Origin of the sequence: Halovulum marinum (assembly GCF_009697225.1) — a bacterium.
GTDB classification, from domain to species: Bacteria; Pseudomonadota; Alphaproteobacteria; order Rhodobacterales; family Rhodobacteraceae; genus Halovulum; species Halovulum marinum.
In genome coordinates this window covers 1-16,961 of the sequence record NZ_WIND01000006.1, presented here as the reverse complement: position 1 = coordinate 16,961, position 16,961 = coordinate 1, and the positions used below count along the sequence as shown (strand labels likewise).

At 65.9% G+C, this 16,961-nt stretch carries 16 protein-coding genes, 2 tRNA genes and 4 pseudogenes; 13 read left to right on the top strand and 9 right to left on the bottom strand.

The window, feature by feature from the left end:
* Positions 1-3: 3 nt before the first annotated feature.
* Positions 4-597, bottom strand: coding sequence for a phosphoribosylglycinamide formyltransferase (gene purN / locus GE300_RS09675; RefSeq protein ID WP_154446360.1), 594 nt, complete (start codon positions 595-597; stop codon positions 4-6).
* On the bottom strand, positions 594-1,634 hold the full coding sequence (gene purM / locus GE300_RS09670; protein ID WP_154446359.1) for a phosphoribosylformylglycinamidine cyclo-ligase: 1,041 nt from the start codon (positions 1,632-1,634) through the stop codon (positions 594-596). Before purM ends, purN begins: the two co-directional genes overlap by 4 nt.
* Before the next feature lie 148 nt (positions 1,635-1,782).
* Here purM and GE300_RS09665 point away from each other — a divergent pair.
* Positions 1,783-1,859, top strand: a tRNA-Ile gene (locus GE300_RS09665).
* A 77-nt stretch (positions 1,860-1,936) separates the two neighbouring features.
* On the opposite strand, the gene GE300_RS23690 is transcribed toward GE300_RS09665, so the two are convergent.
* The 3 genes from GE300_RS23690 to GE300_RS09650 all read right to left on the bottom strand — a co-directional run bounded on the left by GE300_RS23690 (position 1,937) and on the right by GE300_RS09650 (position 3,979).
* The gene (locus tag GE300_RS23690; protein WP_325063182.1) at positions 1,937-2,977 is read right to left on the bottom strand and encodes a site-specific integrase; all 1,041 of its coding nucleotides are present in this window, start codon (positions 2,975-2,977) and stop codon (positions 1,937-1,939) included.
* A gap of 66 nt (positions 2,978-3,043) precedes the next feature.
* Positions 3,044-3,250: a hypothetical protein gene (locus GE300_RS09655; RefSeq protein WP_154446357.1), complete on the bottom strand. Its 207-nt coding sequence runs from the start codon at positions 3,248-3,250 to the stop codon at positions 3,044-3,046.
* Positions 3,251-3,379: 129 nt separating this feature from the next.
* Positions 3,380-3,979, bottom strand: a complete 600-nt coding sequence (locus GE300_RS09650; protein WP_233416912.1) for a helix-turn-helix domain-containing protein — start codon at positions 3,977-3,979, stop codon at positions 3,380-3,382.
* A 730-nt stretch (positions 3,980-4,709) separates the two neighbouring features.
* Here GE300_RS09650 and GE300_RS09645 point away from each other — a divergent pair.
* Entirely contained in the window at positions 4,710-4,916 is a 207-nt protein-coding gene (locus tag GE300_RS09645) for a hypothetical protein (protein WP_154446355.1), read from the top strand.
* Between the two features lie 510 nt (positions 4,917-5,426).
* Here the strand turns inward: GE300_RS09645 and GE300_RS09640 are convergent.
* Positions 5,427-6,632 (bottom strand): IS256 family transposase, encoded by a 1,206-nt coding sequence (locus tag GE300_RS09640; protein WP_154446354.1) that lies wholly within the window; start codon positions 6,630-6,632, stop codon positions 5,427-5,429.
* Positions 6,633-6,782: 150 nt separating this feature from the next.
* Between GE300_RS09640 and GE300_RS23540 the strand changes: the two are divergent.
* The 7 genes and pseudogenes from GE300_RS23540 to GE300_RS09610 all read left to right on the top strand — a co-directional run.
* Positions 6,783-7,451: pseudogene (locus tag GE300_RS23540) on the top strand (TRAP transporter large permease subunit); the annotation flags it as partial.
* Positions 7,415-8,047: pseudogene (locus GE300_RS23535) on the top strand (TRAP transporter large permease subunit); the annotation flags it as partial. The pseudogenes GE300_RS23540 and GE300_RS23535, both read left to right, overlap by 37 nt.
* Before the next feature lie 109 nt (positions 8,048-8,156).
* Positions 8,157-8,453: pseudogene (locus GE300_RS09630) on the top strand (aldehyde dehydrogenase family protein); the annotation flags it as partial.
* A 76-nt stretch (positions 8,454-8,529) separates the two neighbouring features.
* Positions 8,530-9,033 carry a UxaA family hydrolase gene (locus GE300_RS09625; protein WP_154446353.1) on the top strand — a complete coding sequence of 168 codons (504 nt, stop codon included), beginning with the start codon at positions 8,530-8,532 and terminating at the stop codon, positions 9,031-9,033.
* Positions 9,034-9,914: 881 nt separating this feature from the next.
* The gene (locus GE300_RS09620) at positions 9,915-10,850 is read left to right on the top strand and encodes a substrate-binding domain-containing protein (RefSeq protein ID WP_154446352.1); all 936 of its coding nucleotides are present in this window, start codon (positions 9,915-9,917) and stop codon (positions 10,848-10,850) included.
* Between the two features lie 25 nt (positions 10,851-10,875).
* Entirely contained in the window at positions 10,876-11,904 is a 1,029-nt protein-coding gene (locus GE300_RS09615; RefSeq protein WP_154446351.1) for an ABC transporter permease, read from the top strand.
* Positions 11,904-12,644 (top strand): ATP-binding cassette domain-containing protein, encoded by a 741-nt coding sequence (locus GE300_RS09610; protein ID WP_154446519.1) that lies wholly within the window; start codon positions 11,904-11,906, stop codon positions 12,642-12,644. Before GE300_RS09615 ends, GE300_RS09610 begins: the two co-directional genes overlap by 1 nt.
* Here GE300_RS09610 and GE300_RS09605 read toward each other — a convergent pair.
* The gene (locus GE300_RS09605; protein WP_154446350.1) at positions 12,641-13,228 is read right to left on the bottom strand and encodes a transposase; all 588 of its coding nucleotides are present in this window, start codon (positions 13,226-13,228) and stop codon (positions 12,641-12,643) included. The genes GE300_RS09610 and GE300_RS09605 overlap by 4 nt on opposite strands.
* On the opposite strand from GE300_RS09605, the gene GE300_RS09600 reads away from it, so the two are divergent.
* Positions 13,192-13,265, top strand: a tRNA-Gly gene (locus GE300_RS09600). The genes GE300_RS09605 and GE300_RS09600 overlap by 37 nt on opposite strands.
* Before the next feature lie 715 nt (positions 13,266-13,980).
* On the opposite strand, the gene GE300_RS09590 is transcribed toward GE300_RS09600, so the two are convergent.
* Positions 13,981-14,274: a hypothetical protein gene (locus tag GE300_RS09590; RefSeq protein WP_154446348.1), complete on the bottom strand. Its 294-nt coding sequence runs from the start codon at positions 14,272-14,274 to the stop codon at positions 13,981-13,983.
* A 25-nt stretch (positions 14,275-14,299) separates the two neighbouring features.
* On the bottom strand, positions 14,300-14,896 hold the full coding sequence (locus tag GE300_RS09585) for a TetR/AcrR family transcriptional regulator (RefSeq protein WP_154446347.1): 597 nt from the start codon (positions 14,894-14,896) through the stop codon (positions 14,300-14,302).
* A gap of 140 nt (positions 14,897-15,036) precedes the next feature.
* Between GE300_RS09585 and GE300_RS09580 the strand changes: the two genes are divergently transcribed.
* From GE300_RS09580 to GE300_RS09570, 3 genes and pseudogenes are all read left to right on the top strand, one after another.
* Positions 15,037-15,984, top strand: coding sequence for an SDR family oxidoreductase (locus GE300_RS09580; RefSeq protein WP_154446346.1), 948 nt, complete (start codon positions 15,037-15,039; stop codon positions 15,982-15,984).
* A 69-nt stretch (positions 15,985-16,053) separates the two neighbouring features.
* Complete coding sequence (locus tag GE300_RS09575) at positions 16,054-16,560, top strand: hypothetical protein (RefSeq protein ID WP_154446345.1); 507 nt, start codon at positions 16,054-16,056, stop codon at positions 16,558-16,560.
* Between the two features lie 10 nt (positions 16,561-16,570).
* Positions 16,571-16,874 (top strand): annotated as a pseudogene (locus GE300_RS09570) (DEAD/DEAH box helicase); the annotation flags it as partial.
* Positions 16,875-16,961 lie beyond the last annotated feature (87 nt).

The following is a 16,961-nucleotide window of genomic DNA, read 5'->3' as shown; positions in this document are numbered from 1 at the left end:
GCCTCAGAGGATCGCGAACGGTGCGCGTTCGCCGGCGGCGAAGCGGCGCAGCGCCTCGGGATAAAGCCGGTGCTCGACCGGCAGCAGCCGCTGCGCCAGGCTTTCGGGCGTGTCCTCGGGCAGGATCGGGATCACCGCCTGGCCCAGGATCGGCCCGGCGTCCAGGTCCGCGGTCACCTCGTGCACGGTGCAGCCGTGGATCGCCATGCCCGACTCGATGGCGCGGGCATGGGTGTCCAGCCCGCGGAACAGCGGCAGCAGCGACGGGTGCACGTTCAGCATCCGCCCCTCCCAGCCAAGCACGAACCCGGCGGACAGGATGCGCATGAACCCGGCCAGGCAGACCAGCTCGATCCCGGCCGCCCGCAGGCAGGCGTCCAGCTCGGCCTCGAATTCGGCGCGCGCCTTGCCGCGGTGGTCGACCACCGCCGTCGCGACGCCCAGCCTGGCGGCGGTCTCCAGCCCCTTGGCCGCGGGCAGGTTCGACAGCACCAGCGCCGCCTCGGCCGGATGGTCCCCGGCCTGCATGCTCTCGACCAGCCGGACCATGTTCGAGCCGGTGCCCGAGATCAGGATCGCGACGCGGGTCCGGCTCATCCGGCGGCGCCGGTATAACGGACGCCCGCCCCCTCGACCACGGTACCGATGCGGAACACGGTCTCGCCCTCGCTTTCCAGCGCCGCCTGCACGCCGCGCGCGGCGTCCTCGGCGACGACCGCGATCAGGCCGATGCCGCAGTTGTAGGTCTTCAGCGCCTCGGCCTCGTCCAGCTGCGCGGTCTCGATCAGCCAGCGGAACACCCCGGGCCGCGCCCACGCCGACAGGTCGACCTCGGCGCCCAGCCCCTGCGGCAGCACGCGGGGCAGGTTCTCGGTGATGCCGCCGCCGGTGATGTGCGCCAGCGCGTGCACGCCGCCGGCGGCGATGCCGGCCTGCGCCGAAGCGACGTAGATCCGCGTCGGCGTCAGCAGCGCCGCGCCCAGCGGGCCGTCCCCGAACGGGGCCGGGGCGTCCAGCGCCAGCCCGCTGCGTTCGATCGTGCGCCGCACCAGCGAATAGCCGTTCGAGTGTACCCCGTCCGAGGCGAGGCCCAGCAGCACGTCGCCCGCGCCGACATGCGCCGGCAGCACCGCGTCGCGCTCGACCGCACCGACGGCGAAGCCGGCCAGGTCGAAATCGCCCGGCGCGTACATCCCCGGCATCTCGGCGGTCTCGCCGCCGATCAGCGCCGCGCCCGCGCGGCTGCAACCCTCGGCAATGCCCTCGATCACCCGCGCCGCCTCGTCGACCGACAGCTTGCCGGTGGCGAAGTAGTCCAGGAAGAACAGCGGCTCGGCGCCCTGGCAGATCAGGTCGTTGACGCACATCGCCACCAGGTCGATGCCGACGCCCGAAAGCCGCCCGGCCTCGATCGCCAGGCGCAGCTTGGTGCCGACGCCGTCGGTGGCGGCGACCAGCAGCGGGTTGACATAGCCCGCCGCGCGCGGGTCGAAGAACGCGCCGAAGCCGCCCAGCCCGGCCATGGTGCCGGGCCGAGCGGTCGCCGCGGCCGCCGGCTTGATCCGTTCCACCAGCGCGTTCCCGGCGTCGATGTCGACGCCCGCCCCGGCATAGGTCAACCGCTCGTCTGTCATACTCTCGTGCCCTCGCGCATGCCCGTGGGCCGGGTCTTAGAGCAAGCGCGCGGGCATGAAAACGGCAAATGGCATGTGCCCCGGCCGACGTGGCCCGGCGGCAGCGTGTTGACCGCGGTGCAAAGCTGCCGTACCGGAATGCGACGGCGGGCCTGTAGCTCAATTGGTCAGAGCAGAGCGCTCATAACGCTTTGGTTGGGGGTTCAAGTCCCTCCGGGCCTACCATCTGCCGCGTGGATCATTGAAAACATTGGGTTTTTCGGAAATTGTGTCCACCCCTCGGCCGGGGGGTGGACACATTGCTACCACTCGTAGCCTTCGAGCGCGTTCATGGCGCGTTCCGCCAGGCGGCGGCGTTCGGCATCTTTCGTGTAGATCTCGGATGACTTGGCCTCGGTGTGAGCGAGCACCGACATCACCTGGTACTGCGTCATCCCGCTCTCGGACAATAGCTCCGCCACCGATTTGCGGACGCCATGCGAGGAGCGGTTCGTAAGGCCAGCCTGCGTGATCCAGTCACGGACCTTGTTGCCGAGCGCGGCCGAGCTCGCGAAGGGCTGGCCGTCAGCGCGCGGAATGAAGGCGTCGGGATGCACGACCTTCTGCGCCTTGATCGCTGTATCGAGCGGCGGCATCACCGGCAGCATGACGGGGGCCGAGCCCTTCTTCTTCGGTTGCCACTTGAGGTCGGTGCGGCCGTTCAGCTTGGCCAACTGCTTCGGCCCGAGCCAGACGGCATCGGAGATCCGAGCGCCTGCGAACATCAGGAGCGTGAGGTACAGGTGCGCCATCGTACCCGCCGGGTGGCGTTCGCGGTACTGCTTCATGTCCTCGGGCGTCCACGGCTTCGCGCCGCCCTTGTTCTGCTTGTAGGCTTTCACGCCTTTCGCCGGGTTGTGCGAGATCCAGCCGCGCTTCATAGCGAGCTCGTACATCGCGCGGACGGCCTTCATGGTGTTGTCGGCCTCGCCTGGCGTTGAGATCTTATCGAGGTTGAACTGCTCCCACGCGACCGTGGGCAGATCGAGATCATACTCGCCGTAGGTGCCGCCCTTCTCGGCCGGGTGCTCGCACAGGCGCACAAGCTGGTTGCGGCGCCGGCTCAGCGTCAGCTTCGACTTGAGCCCGGCCTTCACTTCTTTTTCGAAGAATTCGATGTAGCGGGTGACGAGCCACTCGACCGATCGCTTCGTCGCCGCCTTCTCAATGGGCGCGTCGATCTGAACCGAGCCGTTCCGATAAGCGCGATAGTAATCGCCAAATCGCGGGTGCTGAGGGTCGATCGCGCGGGGCAGCAGGCACCGCTTCTTCGGGTTCGCCTTCTCTGCGACGCGGTAGCGCACAACGCCTTTCCTGACCTCCCGGTGAAGTCCCTCAATGTGCATCCTCACGTCATTCCTCCAGCGACATCAGTCCCACTTGCGAAAGGGCGGAGTGACATCGATTCGCGTCTCGCCTGCGACGGGGCCGCCTTCGTCGCGCAAGATTCGGACGGTGCCCGTTTTCGGATTAAACTCGGCCCCGGCGACCTTGATGCCCTTGGCCTCGAAGGCGTTCAGCATCCCCGTGACGGCGCGCTCGACCTGCGCGCGGGTGAAGTCGGGGTTCCTTGCCATGATAGCCCTCCGCCGCCACGCGCTTCGCAACGCGCGAATGTCTCAGGGCTCGAGTCTTCCACATGGTAGGACGCAGGGCGATACGATTATTGCAAATAGAGGATATTTACGCGGATGGCGAGGCGAGCCTTAGTTGGTGTCACGCAAGGTCAGGTCTTCCGGCATGACATAGGCTCGAGCGGGTTGAGCCCAGGCAAGCTTCACATCGTAGAGCGGACGTTCCAGTGAGCGTGGCTCCATTGAGATCAAGGTGAAGCGCGCTTTCCGGCTTCCATCCACCAGCTGTGCGAAACGCAGATCACCGTCAACCGTTTCGCAGATGACCGGGCGTGACCGGTCGGCAGTCACCTCGTCGCGCCCCTGGCGAAAAACAACGGCTTCGCCTTTCACGAAAACGGGTTCATAGCCTTGATTGCCAATCAAAATTGCAGCCGAGTTGTCGTGATCGACGAATGTTGGGCACGTCATGCTGCATGAACTCTGGAGCGTGATCAGTCCGCCAGTTCCGGCCACGCCAAGCACCGGGATATTGCGGCTGATCCTGGGGGCAAGCAGGTCTGCAACCTCGACCTCGAGGCCCGCCGCCAAGCGCTCCAGAACATCGGCGTTGGCGCGACGGTCATTGCGCTCCAGCTGGCTCAGATAGCTTTGACTGATCCCTGCCTTGGTCGCGAGTGCCGTCAGCGTAAGTCCGCGCGCCTTTCGAAATTCGCGGATCCGCAGCTCCATTGTTCTGTTCCTCATAATTCGCACTTTGCGAATATCGCCATGCCGCGACCAGTGCAACCGTGTTCGCAATGCGCGAATGGGTCACCCCCAGAGCCTGCAGGGACGAGTGGAGGTGAGTTGTATGGGACCACGGATATGCGTCCGATCGAACGGATTTAGAGACCACTACCCGCGCGCCCGCGCGAGAAAGCTACCTGCTTTAGCTGATGGAAAGTGTGGCGTCGTCCCGCGTGCGAATATCCGATGACGACCGTCTGCTGATGTGTTCGGCCGGCCTGTCCATCGACGAATGGGTTGCCATCAAGGACGGGTGATGTTGCTCTGATCCTTCGATGGAAGATCCCGACCCTGGACTCAGAAGCGACAGAAGAAAGAGCGTTCTTTTGTCGCGGAATCCAGCGGAATACAGAGCGTTATATTGATAAGTGTATGAAAAAACAAGGAAAATACTGATGCCGCGGCAATGCCGCGGCTTTGCCGCGGCATTGCCCCCACACCCACACCCACACCCACACCCACTAGTTCAGTATCTCCTGACGGAGATACTGCGCCGCCGGCGCATGATCCCCCTGACGGGGATGCGGTGGACCCCAAAACCGCCCCGTCCCTGCATGCAATGTCACGTCAGCGCCGGACCCGCTGCATGGCACCAGGATGCTGCTGTGGCGGCAGGGTGTGGCGCTGCTGACTCGCTACCGCGACAGCTTCGACACCGCGCAGGCAGATTGGCATGCTGCTCGAGGATTGCAGCCCCGCCGCCATGTCGCGGCGAGCCTATGGTGATCGAGCGATTCCGCTGCAGCCGCTCATCGCGTGGTCCTTCTGGTACGCGGAGCTGGCGATCCTCGCGCCGAACCCGAGCGCCAACCGAATCGAAGTCGCGCCGTTCATCAGCCTCCAGGTCAGCCACTATCGCGCCTGGTCGACCGGTCCGTAGTTACCCCGACCCGTACTCACTGGCTTGGTCGACAGCGTTCGCAAGCTGCTAATCCCGCTCGCCGAACACCGGACTACCGGTCAGCTGGATGCGAACACGTGCTTCAGCGAAGCGGGAAGCACATCGGTTTTCGTGGGGCAAATGCAGCCCGAGTCGCGCTTCCGTTGGCAGCAATTTTCGGACCGCTACGCGCGCGTGCGAGGCGCGGTCTGGCGCCGCGACCGGCACACGCGACGAGAGGTCGAGATCGCCGTAGCCCGCGGCGAAAACACTCGGCCCAGGACTGAACATCACCCGTGGCCTTCGAATGGAGGGACGCCTAATATGGGCACCGGACCGGAGCGACAACCGCGGCAGGTCCAGTCAAGGCGCGCATCGATCTAAACAAGCTGTCCCTTTCCGAGGGGAAAATCACCAGTGCTCGCGCCGAGTTGGAGATCGAAAAGCGCACCGCACGGTCACGTCCGTCAATGTGGTGGAGATTCCGGATTGGCCAATCGAGGTCATCGCTCAGGCGGCCTGCGTTGATATGCTGAGAAGCGGGTCGATCTGCGCGGCATCGATGAGGGCGAAGGCTTCGACCTGCATGTAGCGGTGCTGGCTCTGCCAGTCATCGTTCTGCTCGAAGAGCACCGCTCCGATCAGGCGGATGATCGACTCCTCGTTGGGGAAGATGCCGACGACATCGGCTCGCCGCTTCACCTCCTTGTTCAATCGCTCGAGCGGGTTGGTCGAGTGCAGCTTGGTGCGATGCTGCGCCGGGAAGGCCATGTAGGCGAGCACGTCGGCCTCGCTCTCGTCCATGAGGGTGGCGAGCTTCGGCCAGCGGGGGCGGAGCTGGTCAGCCACGTGGCGCCAGACTTCCTGGGCACCCTTCTGATCGGGCTGGGTGAAGGCCTGGCGGATCGCGGCGGCGACGACCGTGTGTTGGCTCTTCGGCACGTGAGCGAGCGCATTCCTGATCCAATGAACGCGACACCTTTGCCATGTCGCCTCGAAGACCCGCGCGATGGCGACCTTGAGCCCGGTATGCGCGTCCGAGATCACAAGCTTCAGCCCGCCGAGGCCACGGCTCTTCAGACTGCGCAGGAACTCGACCCAGAACGTCTCCGCCTCGGAGGGGCCGATGCTGAGCCCGATGATCTCCCGGCGGCCGTCGGTGTTGACCGCCACGGCTATTATTGCGGCCACCGAGACGATCCTGCCGCCCTGGCGCACCTTCAGATAGGTGGCGTCGAGCCAGAGATAGGGCCAGTCACCAGTGAGCGGCCGGTCCAGGAAGTCACGCACCCGCTCGTCGATATCCTTGCAGAGCTTCGACACCGTGCTCTTCGAGATGCCGCTCAGCCCCATGGCCTGCACCAGCTCGTCCACCCGCCGGGTCGAGACGCCGCCGATCCAGGCCTCCTGGATCACCGCCACCAAGGCTTTCTCCGAGGTCCTGCGCGGTTCGAGGAAGCCGGGGAAGTAGGAGCCCTGCCGAAGCTTCGGCACGCGCAGGTTCAGAGCGCCCAGGCGGGTCTTCAACTCGCGATCTCGGTAGCCGTTGCGCCAGGTCTGCCGCCCGTCACCGCGTTCGTAGCGGCCAGCGCCGATCAGCCCTTCGACGTCGTGCTCCATCAGGGTCTGGAGCACCGCCTCGGTGACAGCGCGGAGAAAGTCTCCCTCGTCGTGCTTTTGCAGCAGCTCGATCAGGGGCATGTTGGTCTCGGTCATCGGGGTCTCCATCGGTCCGTGGTTGAAGTCCGCAAACTCCACCATAACCGACGCCCTCGATGGCCACCCCGGCTACACCGTCCGCGCGGTGCCAAATTCCACCACGTGCTCGGACACTACCTATATCAGCTCTTGGCGGAGCAAACGCATTGTGTCGTGGCGATGGAGGCCTGTGCGACGTCCCATCACTGGGGGCGGGTTGCTCAGTCTCATGGGCACGAGGCGCGCCTGATCCCTGCGGCCTATGTGAAGCCGTTCGTGAAACGCCAGAAGAATGACCGCGCTGACGCCGAGGCGATAGCCGAAGCGGCCAGCCGCCCCAGCATGCGTATTGTGGCGGTGAACACGGGGCTGGCCGTCAGCTACCTCACCGATGCGCCGCTGGTCTTTGCCACGCAGAACGTGCTGAACGGGCTGGACAAGTTCGCGCTGCTGGCGATCCCCGGATTCATCCTGGCCGGAAACATCATGGAGAAGGGCGGAATCACCGAGGACATCATCCGCATCTTCCGCCACGCCCTCGGCCACACTCCGGGCAGCCTGGGGCTGGTCACGATCTTCTCGTGCATGTTCTTCGCGGCGATCTCCGGCTCGGGGCCGGGCACCGTGGCCGCCATCGGTTCAATCATGATACCTGCCCTGATCAAGTACGGGTACCCGCCGCAATACGCGGCCGGCGTCTCGGCCATCGGCGGCATGCTGGGCGTGATGATCCCGCCGAGCAACCCGCTTATCATCTGTGGCATGCTGCCCGGTCTGTTCACCGCGCTGCTGCTTGGTTTGTGGCCTATCTTCAGGCGCGGCGGACCGGTGCCGTGATCACCGACAGCGAGGATGTGCCCGACTTCAGCATCTGGCGGCTGATCTGGCAGGCGAAGTTCGCGCTGTTCCTGCTGGTGTTCATCCTCGGCGGCATCTACTCGGGCATCTTCACACATGTCGAAGCCGCCGTCTGTGCCGTGGTCTGTGCCCTGCTTGTCAGCCTGCTGGTCTACCGGCAGCTGACATGGGCGTCGCTGAAAGCGGCCTGCGAAGGCGCCGTCCGCCTTGGCGGCGCGCTGATGATCATCGTGGCCTGTTCCACGCTGTTCGCCACCGTGGTCACGCTGGAGCGTATTCCTCAGGACGTGGTCGCGGCGTTCGGAGGCATCACCGACAGCGCCATCGTGATCCTGCTGCTGATCTGCGCGATGCTGATCGTGATCGGCACGTTCATGGAGACGATCAGCGCGATCATCATCCTGGCGGCGATCCTGGTCCCGCTGGTGAAAAGCTACGGCGTCGATCCCGTGCACTTCGGCATCATCCTGATCGTCACGGTCGAGATCGCGTTCCTGACGCCGCCGCTGGGGGTCAACCTGTTCGTGGCCAGCACGCTTGCCAATATCCGCTTCGAGCGGGTGGCCATCGCGATCCTGCCCTTCGTGTTCACGCTGATCGTGGCCATGCTGATCGTGATCTTCTTCCCGGGACTGAGCCTCTGGCTTCCCGAAACGCTCCGAGAATTGAGGTGGTTCAACGACCATCGAAATCCGCAATCCGGCACGGCCGTCCGAAATCGTCGCGACACTTGCGACGACACCAGCCGACGCGCTGGACGGCATCGTGGCAGCGGCCCGCGCGGCACAGGCGGACTGGGCGAAGGTTCCCCAGCCCGAACGCGGCCGGGTCGTCGCCCGGTTCCTCGACGCGCTGGAAGCCCGCACCGAGGACATCGCCGCGTCGATCACCGCCGAGATGGGCAAGCCGATGGCCGAAAGCCGTGGCGAGATCGGCAAGGGCATCGCCGAGGGCCGGATGACCGTCGCCCGCGCCGGTGCGCCGATCGGCGAGGTGCTGCCCTCGCAGGTGCCCGGCGTGACGGCCTCTTCCACGCGACGAGCGGGAAGAGCGCCTGATGCTCGAGACCGGGCAGGACTATCGCGGGGTGAACCCGACGCAGGAAAACATCGAAGCCGGGCTGACCACCCTGACCGAAAAGACCATGGGCCCGCTCAGCAAGATCGGGCGGAGCGGCTTTGCCGGATGTCTCGGGTTCGCGGACCGGCCGGCGGCGCCGGGCCTCCATTTCATGGACACGCCGTTCTTCAGCCCGACCTCGCTGACCGGAATGGCGCTTGGGGGCGCGCAGGTCGGACTGTTCGCGATGGGTGTCTTCAATCCCTCGGGCATGCCATTGATGCCGACGCTGAAGGTCTGCGGCAACCCGGCGACGCTGGACCGCTGGGCGGACAGCATAGACGTCGATGTTGCCGCGCTGCTGACCGGTGCCGAGGATCTGGATGCGGGTGCGGACCGGATTCACCGGGCCGTGCGCGCGGTCGTGGCAGGCGAACCGACGCGCGCCGAACACTGGACCGAAGGCCAGCTGATCGCGCCAAGGGTTACGGCAGCACTGTGACAGTGACGGAGAATGCCGCGGGAGAGGCCACAAATCTGTCAGTGGACTCCGTGATCATGGGCCTAATTGGAGCGGCGCAATGGGCGACAGATGTCCACCATGATGCGCGTGCCACCTGCCAAGCTGAAGGGGATGAACCCTGTCGGTGCCGACAGCACTGCAGCGATGGGGCTGGCGAGAAACAGGAGCGGGTTCCCGTCGGAGATGATGAGACCTTGCCGAAGACTGCGCGGATCGCATGGGCGATCATCACAGGGAACGTGGCCATTGCAGGTTGAACACCATCTCCTTGCCGCAGATCGGCAAGGGAATGGCGGAAGACGACCGAGTGGCGATGACAAACCGGGCCCACCATCTCGCCGCACACCTCGGGAAATCGGGCTCGGGCGCAGATGCGATGAGAAGGACCGGACCGCCGATGCCGCGAGATACCTTGGCGCCGGCATGGAACCCGCAATCAGCTTTTCGCGGTTCCCGCGAAAGCCGGTCATCAGGCTGTCGAAGACGATGGCGTCGTCGCTGCTCGCGCACATGACCTGTCGGCCAGGTGTGACCGCAGGATCCCGCACCGCCGGGGGTCAGGATACGCGGCCTGGTCATGGCGCTCCCCAACCCGGTGTACCGCTGCAACCGCACCGATCGACGCTCTGCGCCATTGGCGCTGCCGGGACAGGACGCAGCAAGGCCGACGTGAACGGTCCGGCCGAGGCGCGGTCCTGCGGCGGATGGGCGAGAAGCCGCCGCGCCGGCGAAATCCTTTCCGCAGCGTGGCTTGCTTGACACGAATCGAGGCTGCCTCGCATGATCGCAGCGCTCGATACCGCGCACAAAGCCGCGCACGCGGCGCATCACAATCATAACGCACCCTGGGGGGGAACTTCATGAAACGCTCGATTTTCGCGGCCGTCGCCGCAGCCGTCACCGTGTTTTCGGGTCACGCCGCACTGGCGCAGGGCGAGACCATCGCGTTTTCCGTGCCCAGTCTCGGCTTCCCGTTCTTCGTCCACATGCAGAACCAGTTCAACGCCGAGGCCGAGACTCTGGGCGTGACGGTGCAGAACTACGACGGCCAGAACCAGACCACCAAGCAGACCGCGGACGTCGAGGCCGCGATCACCAGCGGCGTCGACGGGCTGGTGATCAGCCCGCTGGATTCGGTGGCGATGGCCCCGGCGGTCAGCCAGGCGGTCCAGGCCGGCATTCCGGTGGTGACCATCGACCGGCGGGTCGACGGCGTCGAGGGGCTGCTGGCGCATGTCGGCGCCGACAACGTCAAGGGCGGCGAGGCGCAGGGCCAGCTGATCGTCGACATGTATCCCGACGGCGCGCGGATCGTGAACCTGCAGGGCCAGCCCGGCTCCAGCCCGGCGATCGACCGCAACCAGGGCGTCCACAACGTGCTGGACGGCATGGCCGACAAGTACGAGTTCGTCGCCGAGCAGACCGCCAACTTCGCCCGCGAGGAGGGCGCCAGCGTGACCGAGGCGATCCTCGCCGGGCTCGACAGCCCGCCGGACGTGATCGTCGCCGCGAACGACGACATGGCGCTGGGAGCGATGCAGGTGGTGCAGGAGCAGGGCCTCGACATCGCCATCATCGGCTTCGACGCGCTGCCCGAGGCGCTGGCCGCGATCCAGAACGGCACCCTGACCGCGACGATCGAGCAGATGCCGGGCGGCCAGAGCCGGAACGCGCTGAACGCGATGATCGAGTACCTGCGCAACGGCACCGAGCCGGAACCGGAGATGCTGCTGACGCCGATCGCGATCACCCAGGACAACATCGACCAGGCCGAGCGCCTCGGCGAGATCAACTGAGCCTTCGGCGCACCGGATCCACCGGATGAGCAGGCAGGACGAAACCATCGGTTCGGCCGCGCGGGCCGAACCGTTCGACGCGGTCGGCTTCGCCGCGCGCCATTCGGCGGTGATCTTCCTGGTCGCGCTGGTGGTCGTGTTCGCGCTGCTCGAGCCGCGGTTCCTCAGCGCCTTCAACCTGATGAACGTGCTGCGGCAGGTGTCGATCTCGGGGCTGATCGCGATCGGCATGACCTTCGTGATCCTCACCGCAGGGATCGATCTGTCGGTCGGCGCGCTGGTCGCGCTGTCCGGTCTGGTCGGGGCCTATGTCGCCAAGGGCGGGCTGGAGGACCGGTTCGCGGTCGGCGCAAGCGTCGATGCCGGCAACCCGGTGATCCTTGCGTTCCTGGCGGCGGCGGCGGTCGGCATGGCCGGCGGCGCGCTGCAGGGCTGGGCGGTGACGCGCCTGCGGGTGCCGCCGTTCGTGGTCACGCTGGGCGGGCTGACCGCGTTCCGCGGCGCGGCGCTGCTGTTCTCGGGCGGCGGGCCGATCAGCGGCTTCAGCCCGGCCTACACCTGGTGGGGGCAGGGGCGGATCGCCACCGTGCCGATCCCGGTGGTCATCTTCGCGGTCACCGCGCTGATCGCCCACATCGTGCTGCGCCACACCCGGTTCGGGCTGCACGTCTACGCGGTCGGCGCCAATCCGCGCGCCGCCGAGGAGAACGGCGTGCCGGTGCGGCGCGTCACCTGGCTGGTCTACGTCATCGTCGGCTTCGCCTGCGGGCTGGCCACCTTCCTGCTGTCGGCGCGGCTGAATTCGGCCGAGGCGGTGGCCGGGCTGGGGCTGGAACTGGACGTGATCGCCGCGGTGGTGATCGGCGGCACCTCGCTGTTCGGCGGCGTCGGCGGGGTGTTCGGCACCGTGGTCGGCGCGCTGCTGATCGGCGTGCTGCGCAACGGGCTGGTGCTGATGAACGTGTCGTCCTTCATCCAGCAGATCGTCATCGGCCTGATCCTGGTCGCCGCCGTGGCCTTCGACCAGTACGCCGCCGCGCGGAGACGGTCGTGATGCCGGTGCTGGAGCTGCGCGGCATCGCCAGGCACTTCGGGGCGATCCAGGCGCTTGGCGGCGTCGACCTGACGCTGGACAGGGGCGAGGTCCTCGGCCTGATGGGCGACAACGGCGCCGGCAAGTCGACGCTGGTCAAGATCATCGCCGGCAGCCTTCAGCCCAGTACCGGCACGATGCGGCTGGACGGGCAGGAGGTGCGCTTCGCCCGCCCCGGCGAGGCGCGCGCCGCGGGGATCGAGCTGGTGCACCAGGACCTGGCGCTGTGCGACAACCTGCCGGCGGCGCTGAACGTGTTCCTCGGCCGCGAGATCGTCCGCCGGATCGGTCCGTTCCGCTTTCTCGACCGCGGCGCGATGTTCGCCCGCGCCGAGGAGCTGTTCGCCGAGCTGAAGTCCGAGACCCGGCCGCGCGATCTGGTGCGATCGATGTCGGGCGGCCAGCGCCAGGCGGTGGCGATCGCCCGCACCCGGCTGGCAGATCCCAAGATCGTGCTGCTGGACGAGCCCACGGCGGCGATCAGCGTGCGCCAGGTCGAGGAGGTGCTGGGCCTGATCCGGCAGCTGCGGTCCACCGGGCACGCGGTGATCCTGATCAGCCACCGGATGCCCGACGTGTTCTCGGTCGCTGACCGGGTCGCGGTGCTGCGCCGCGGCCAGAAGGTCGCCGACAAGCCGATCGCGCAGACCTCGGCCGAGGAGGTCACCGGGCTGATCACCGGCGCGATCGAGATCGCCTAGGATGCGGACTCACAATCCCACATCCAGTGGCGTGAACAGGCGATGAGGACTGCGGCCAGCTGGCTTCGGGTGGTTTTCTCATGGCGCGTGGCGATCTTCCGGAAGTGCTCGAGCTTGGCGAAGAACCGCTCGACGAGCTTGCGCCGGCGGTTGGTCGCGGGATCGACGGTTCTCGGGACGTGCTGCGTGGGGATATGGCCGCGTCCGCCCCGCGCGGCGATCAGCTCCAGGATCGCGCGGGCATCGCGGCCCCGGTCGGCCACGACGTCTCCCGGGGCCGGATGCGCGCCCAGAAGCGCCGCCACCGCGGCCTTGTCCGAGGCCTGCCCGGGCGAGAGGGTGATCGCCGCCGGCTGCCGCTGGCGGCGCTGCTGCTGGACGTGCTGGCGATCACCGGCGCCGGCGCACTTGTCATGCTGGCCGCCGGGCGCAGCGCGGCAGCGGCGGCCGGCACCCGCAATCCGGCCGCCCCTCCTCGCTGGGCAGCGCGGTGCGGTACATCCGGCTTGACGGACCGCCGCCCATGACTTACGCCACCTCCTGTTGAGCGGGCATGGTGAAATGGTATCACACGAGCCTTCCAAGCTCTTGGTGCGGGTTCGATTCCCGCTGCCCGCTCCATTCTGATAGGCAAAGTGATTTGCAGGCATGGAGTTTCTTCTTTGCCATGCTTTGCAGCCCCACATATTGCCATTCAATGGCACCTGCCGCCTGCAACTCATGAGCCTTGGGCACGGCACGATTCCGATCACAATTCTGATCGTTGATGACTTGGGCTGCGATCCGATCGGGCTCGGCGAAAGGATGGTACCGGTGGCTGAGACCTCCGTACTTGCGCCACTGATCGGGATGCACTGCGACGTAGTCCATGGCATACGGGTGCCGCGGCTAACGGTAGATGTCTTTCCTGGCATATCCCGGGTTGGGGCTTGCATTGATGGGGATCACCGCAGTTAACCGACTGGGGGCTATTCTGGTTTTTCGCTCAGGGTAGCGAGGCAAGGCCTGAAGCGGGAAGGCGGCCTCCTTTTCTTTATAAGGGTCCATTCCAGCTGAGTGACTCTGAGAGCATGTTAAGGTGCTCCTATGGCTCAGAAAACCCGCTGTTGTTTCGGGGGAGAATCTCCGGGCGCAAATTCCGCGATCTCGCGCGCCATTTCGCCCTCGTCATCACTGCCGACAGGGCCGCCATCCTGGCCGGCCTCTACCACAAGACAGCGGCCGCGATCTACACGCTGCTGCGATTGCGCATGGCCCTCCTGGCCGAGGCCGACTGCCCGTTCCGCGGCCAGGTCGAGATCGACGCGAGCCGTTTCGGCCCCGGCCGCCCGCGCGGTCACCCCGGACGCGGCGCGGCCAGGAAGACGCCCGCAACGTGGCTTTGCACTTGTTGGAGGGAACCAACAACAATTGGTGGGTCGAAGATCTCGTTTCGCTTTATACCGAATAGAGGCATGGTACGTCCGTCACAGTCGGGTGTCCGCCATGAGCCGTGGCAAAACACATTCCTGATCTCTTGCGCTTGTTTGATCGCGGCAATGCGTTCGTGGCCTGACTTTTCCTCAGACAATGTCGTCGCCTTGGCAGACCGGACCAGCGCAGAAAACCGGCCCGGCTGCTGATCATTCACGCCGATGGCTGCGGGACAGGCGCCGTCAGCCCTCCGGGCCGTAATGTGCGAGGAACATGTCCACGCAGTCGGCGATGACCGCATCCGGGTCGACCTCCGCCTTCGCACCCATCAGAAACTCCGGCCAGACCAGGAAATGCTTCGCCATCGCCAGAAGCTGACCCGCGGCAAATCCCGGTTTGGCCTGGCGCAACGCGCCGGCCTGCATCGCTTGGGAAATCAGCCCCGTAACGGGACCGTCCTGCGCGGCCGCCTTGGCAAGGAAGGCCTGTGCCAGGTCCTGATCGCGCAGAAGCTCTGACATCACCAGCCGGTTCAGACCCATGTAGTGCTCGGCGGTCAGATGCGCGACATTGTCTTTCACCGCGGCGACCAGCTGTTCCCGCAGCGGCACCTCCGGCGTGAAATGCAGCTTCGGAACGGTGGCGATTTCCTCCAGCAGGACATCGGTGATCGCCTGGAACAGCATCTCCTTGCTTTCGAAATGTTTGTAGAGCGTGCGCTTGGACACCTCTGCCAGCTCGGCGATGCGATTCACCCGTGCGGCGGGAAAGCCCTGTTCGCGGAATTCCCGGACCGCCGCATCCAGAATATCTTTTCGTTTCTTTTCAGTGAGTTTCATCTTTTCCGCCTCGTCACGGCGCAGTTTTGTAAACTCAGGTGTTTACATCGACCGCCACTCTGCCATATGTAAACACAACGGTTTACAAACACAAGCGCAGGTACCGCGTCGCCTGACTGCCCCATCGAGAGATCAGAGACATGAAACACACCCAATTCGGCCCCGAGGGCTGGACGCCCGAGCGCCTCGGCAACCTCGCCGGCAAGACCCATGTCATCACCGGCGCCAATACCGGCGCAGGCTTCCAGGCCGCGCGCATCCTTCTGTCGAAGGGCGCGAAGGTGGTGATGCTGAACCGCAGCGCCGAGAAGTCGGCGGTCGCTGTGCGCGAGCTGAAGCAGGAATACGGCGCGGATGCCGAGGTAAGCTTCGTCCGCATGGACCTCGCCGAGCTGGCCTCGGTCCGCGCCGCCGCCGAAGAGGTGCTGAAGACCGTGCCGCGCATCGACGCGCTGATCTGCAATGCCGCCATCGCCCAGGTGCCCACGCAGAAATTCACCAAGGACGGTTTCGAGAGCCAGCTCGGCACCAACCACTACGGCCATTTCGTCCTGTGCGGGATGCTCTTGGACCGCATCGAGGAAGCGAAGGGCCGGATCGTCGTCGTGGCCAGTCTGGGCTACAACATGGGGATCAAGACGATCCAGTTCGACGACATGAACTGGGACAGGAACTACAGCCCGAACCCGGTCTACAGCCAGAGCAAGCTGGCGCAGATGATGTTCGCCTACGAGCTTCAGGACCGGGTGAAGGCGGCCGGCAGGAACGTCGCGGTCCATGTCTGTCATCCCGGCGCCTCCGCCACCTCGCTGATCAGCACCAGCGGGGGGAGGATGACACGCCTGACCTGGTGGCTGATGACCAAGACGCCCTTCGTGCAATCCGCCGCGAAGGGCGCCTATCCGGAAGTCATGTGCGCCACAGAGGACGGGCTGGAGCAGCGCGCCCTCTACGGCCCGACGGGCCGGATGCAAACCGGCGGTCCGGTCGGCAAGGGCAAGCTGGAGCCGCATGCCCATGACAAGCCCGTCATGGCCCGCCTCTGGGAGGTGTCGGAGCAGGCCACCGGCTTCCACTGGGCGCTCTGAGCAACATAAGGACGCTGCGGCCCGGCCCGCTCCGGGCAGGCATCAAGGTTTCAATCGCGAGGCATATCCGTGGATATCGTGAAAGCGGCCACCGACTCGGGCCGGGCAGAGGTGCTCTCTGCCGCCGTCTTCGTCGCCTTCGGGCTGGCCTTTCTTCTGGCAGGCCTCGGCTTCCGGCAACTGGGCACGACCGACATGGCGCGCGCCTTCGTGCTCCCCATGCTGGTGGCGAGCGGGCTGCTGTTGATCCTCGGGGCGGGGCCGTTCTTCCCCGCCCGGGTGCGCCTCGCTGCCATCCCCGCTTTGCACGCAGGCGATAGCCAGGCTTTCCTCGTCGCCGAGATCGCCCGGACCGACAAGGTGCTGAAGGACTACCGGATCGCGGTGTTCCGCGTATTTCCCGCCATCATCGCCCTTTGCGCCCTGCTGGTCCCGTTTCTTGACACGCCGCCGTGGCGGGCGGGGCTGATCACCGCCATCGCCATGTTCACGGTTCTCCTGCTCGTCGACGCCAACGCCAACGCCCGCCTCCAGAGCTACAAAGCGCAACTCGCCGCGGCGCCGCCATCAAGCTGAGCCGAGGGGCACCGTGAACGGAATGCTCTCACTGCCCGAGCGCCAGGACGCACTGGAGAAAGTGCGAATGGGCGAGGCTGCGATGCTGCCGATCTCGCCCGAGCAGCTGCGCAGCGTCTCGGTGCGGTCGGTCCTCAGGCAGCGCGAGATAGGGCTCTGGGTATTGGACGAGGCGCATCGCGTTTCGGGGGCACGACGTCCGTCCGGACTACCGCTATGTTTCGCGGTTCATCAAGGAGACGGCGGGCGATGCCGATCCCGTTCCGGTGATTTGTCTGACCGCCACCGCGAGGCCGGAGGTCGTCCGAGATGTCCCGTGATCATTGAGCTACTCCCCATTCGTTGGACAGTTTCCTACGCGATTTAAGCTACTCTCTGCCCCTGCTGGTCGGTTTCGATCT

Excerpts from the sequence above, each read along its gene's own strand:
- purM (WP_154446359.1), bottom strand. The coding sequence starts at position 1,634 with ATGACAGACGAGCGGTTGACCTATGCCGGGGCGGGCGTCGACATCGAC.
- GE300_RS09645 (WP_154446355.1), top strand. The coding sequence starts at position 4,710 with ATGCTGCTCGAGGATTGCAGCCCCGCCGCCATGTCGCGGCGAGCCTAT.
- GE300_RS09585 (WP_154446347.1), bottom strand. The coding sequence starts at position 14,896 with ATGAAACTCACTGAAAAGAAACGAAAAGATATTCTGGATGCGGCGGTC.
- purN (WP_154446360.1), bottom strand. The coding sequence starts at position 597 with ATGAGCCGGACCCGCGTCGCGATCCTGATCTCGGGCACCGGCTCGAAC.
- GE300_RS09610 (WP_154446519.1), top strand. The coding sequence starts at position 11,904 with ATGCCGGTGCTGGAGCTGCGCGGCATCGCCAGGCACTTCGGGGCGATC.
- GE300_RS09615 (WP_154446351.1), top strand. The coding sequence starts at position 10,876 with ATGAGCAGGCAGGACGAAACCATCGGTTCGGCCGCGCGGGCCGAACCG.
- GE300_RS09640 (WP_154446354.1), bottom strand. The coding sequence starts at position 6,632 with ATGACCGAGACCAACATGCCCCTGATCGAGCTGCTGCAAAAGCACGAC.
- GE300_RS09620 (WP_154446352.1), top strand. The coding sequence starts at position 9,915 with ATGAAACGCTCGATTTTCGCGGCCGTCGCCGCAGCCGTCACCGTGTTT.
- GE300_RS09580 (WP_154446346.1), top strand. The coding sequence starts at position 15,037 with ATGAAACACACCCAATTCGGCCCCGAGGGCTGGACGCCCGAGCGCCTC.
- GE300_RS09655 (WP_154446357.1), bottom strand. The coding sequence starts at position 3,250 with ATGGCAAGGAACCCCGACTTCACCCGCGCGCAGGTCGAGCGCGCCGTC.
- GE300_RS09625 (WP_154446353.1), top strand. The coding sequence starts at position 8,530 with ATGCTCGAGACCGGGCAGGACTATCGCGGGGTGAACCCGACGCAGGAA.
- GE300_RS09650 (WP_233416912.1), bottom strand. The coding sequence starts at position 3,979 with ATGGAGCTGCGGATCCGCGAATTTCGAAAGGCGCGCGGACTTACGCTG.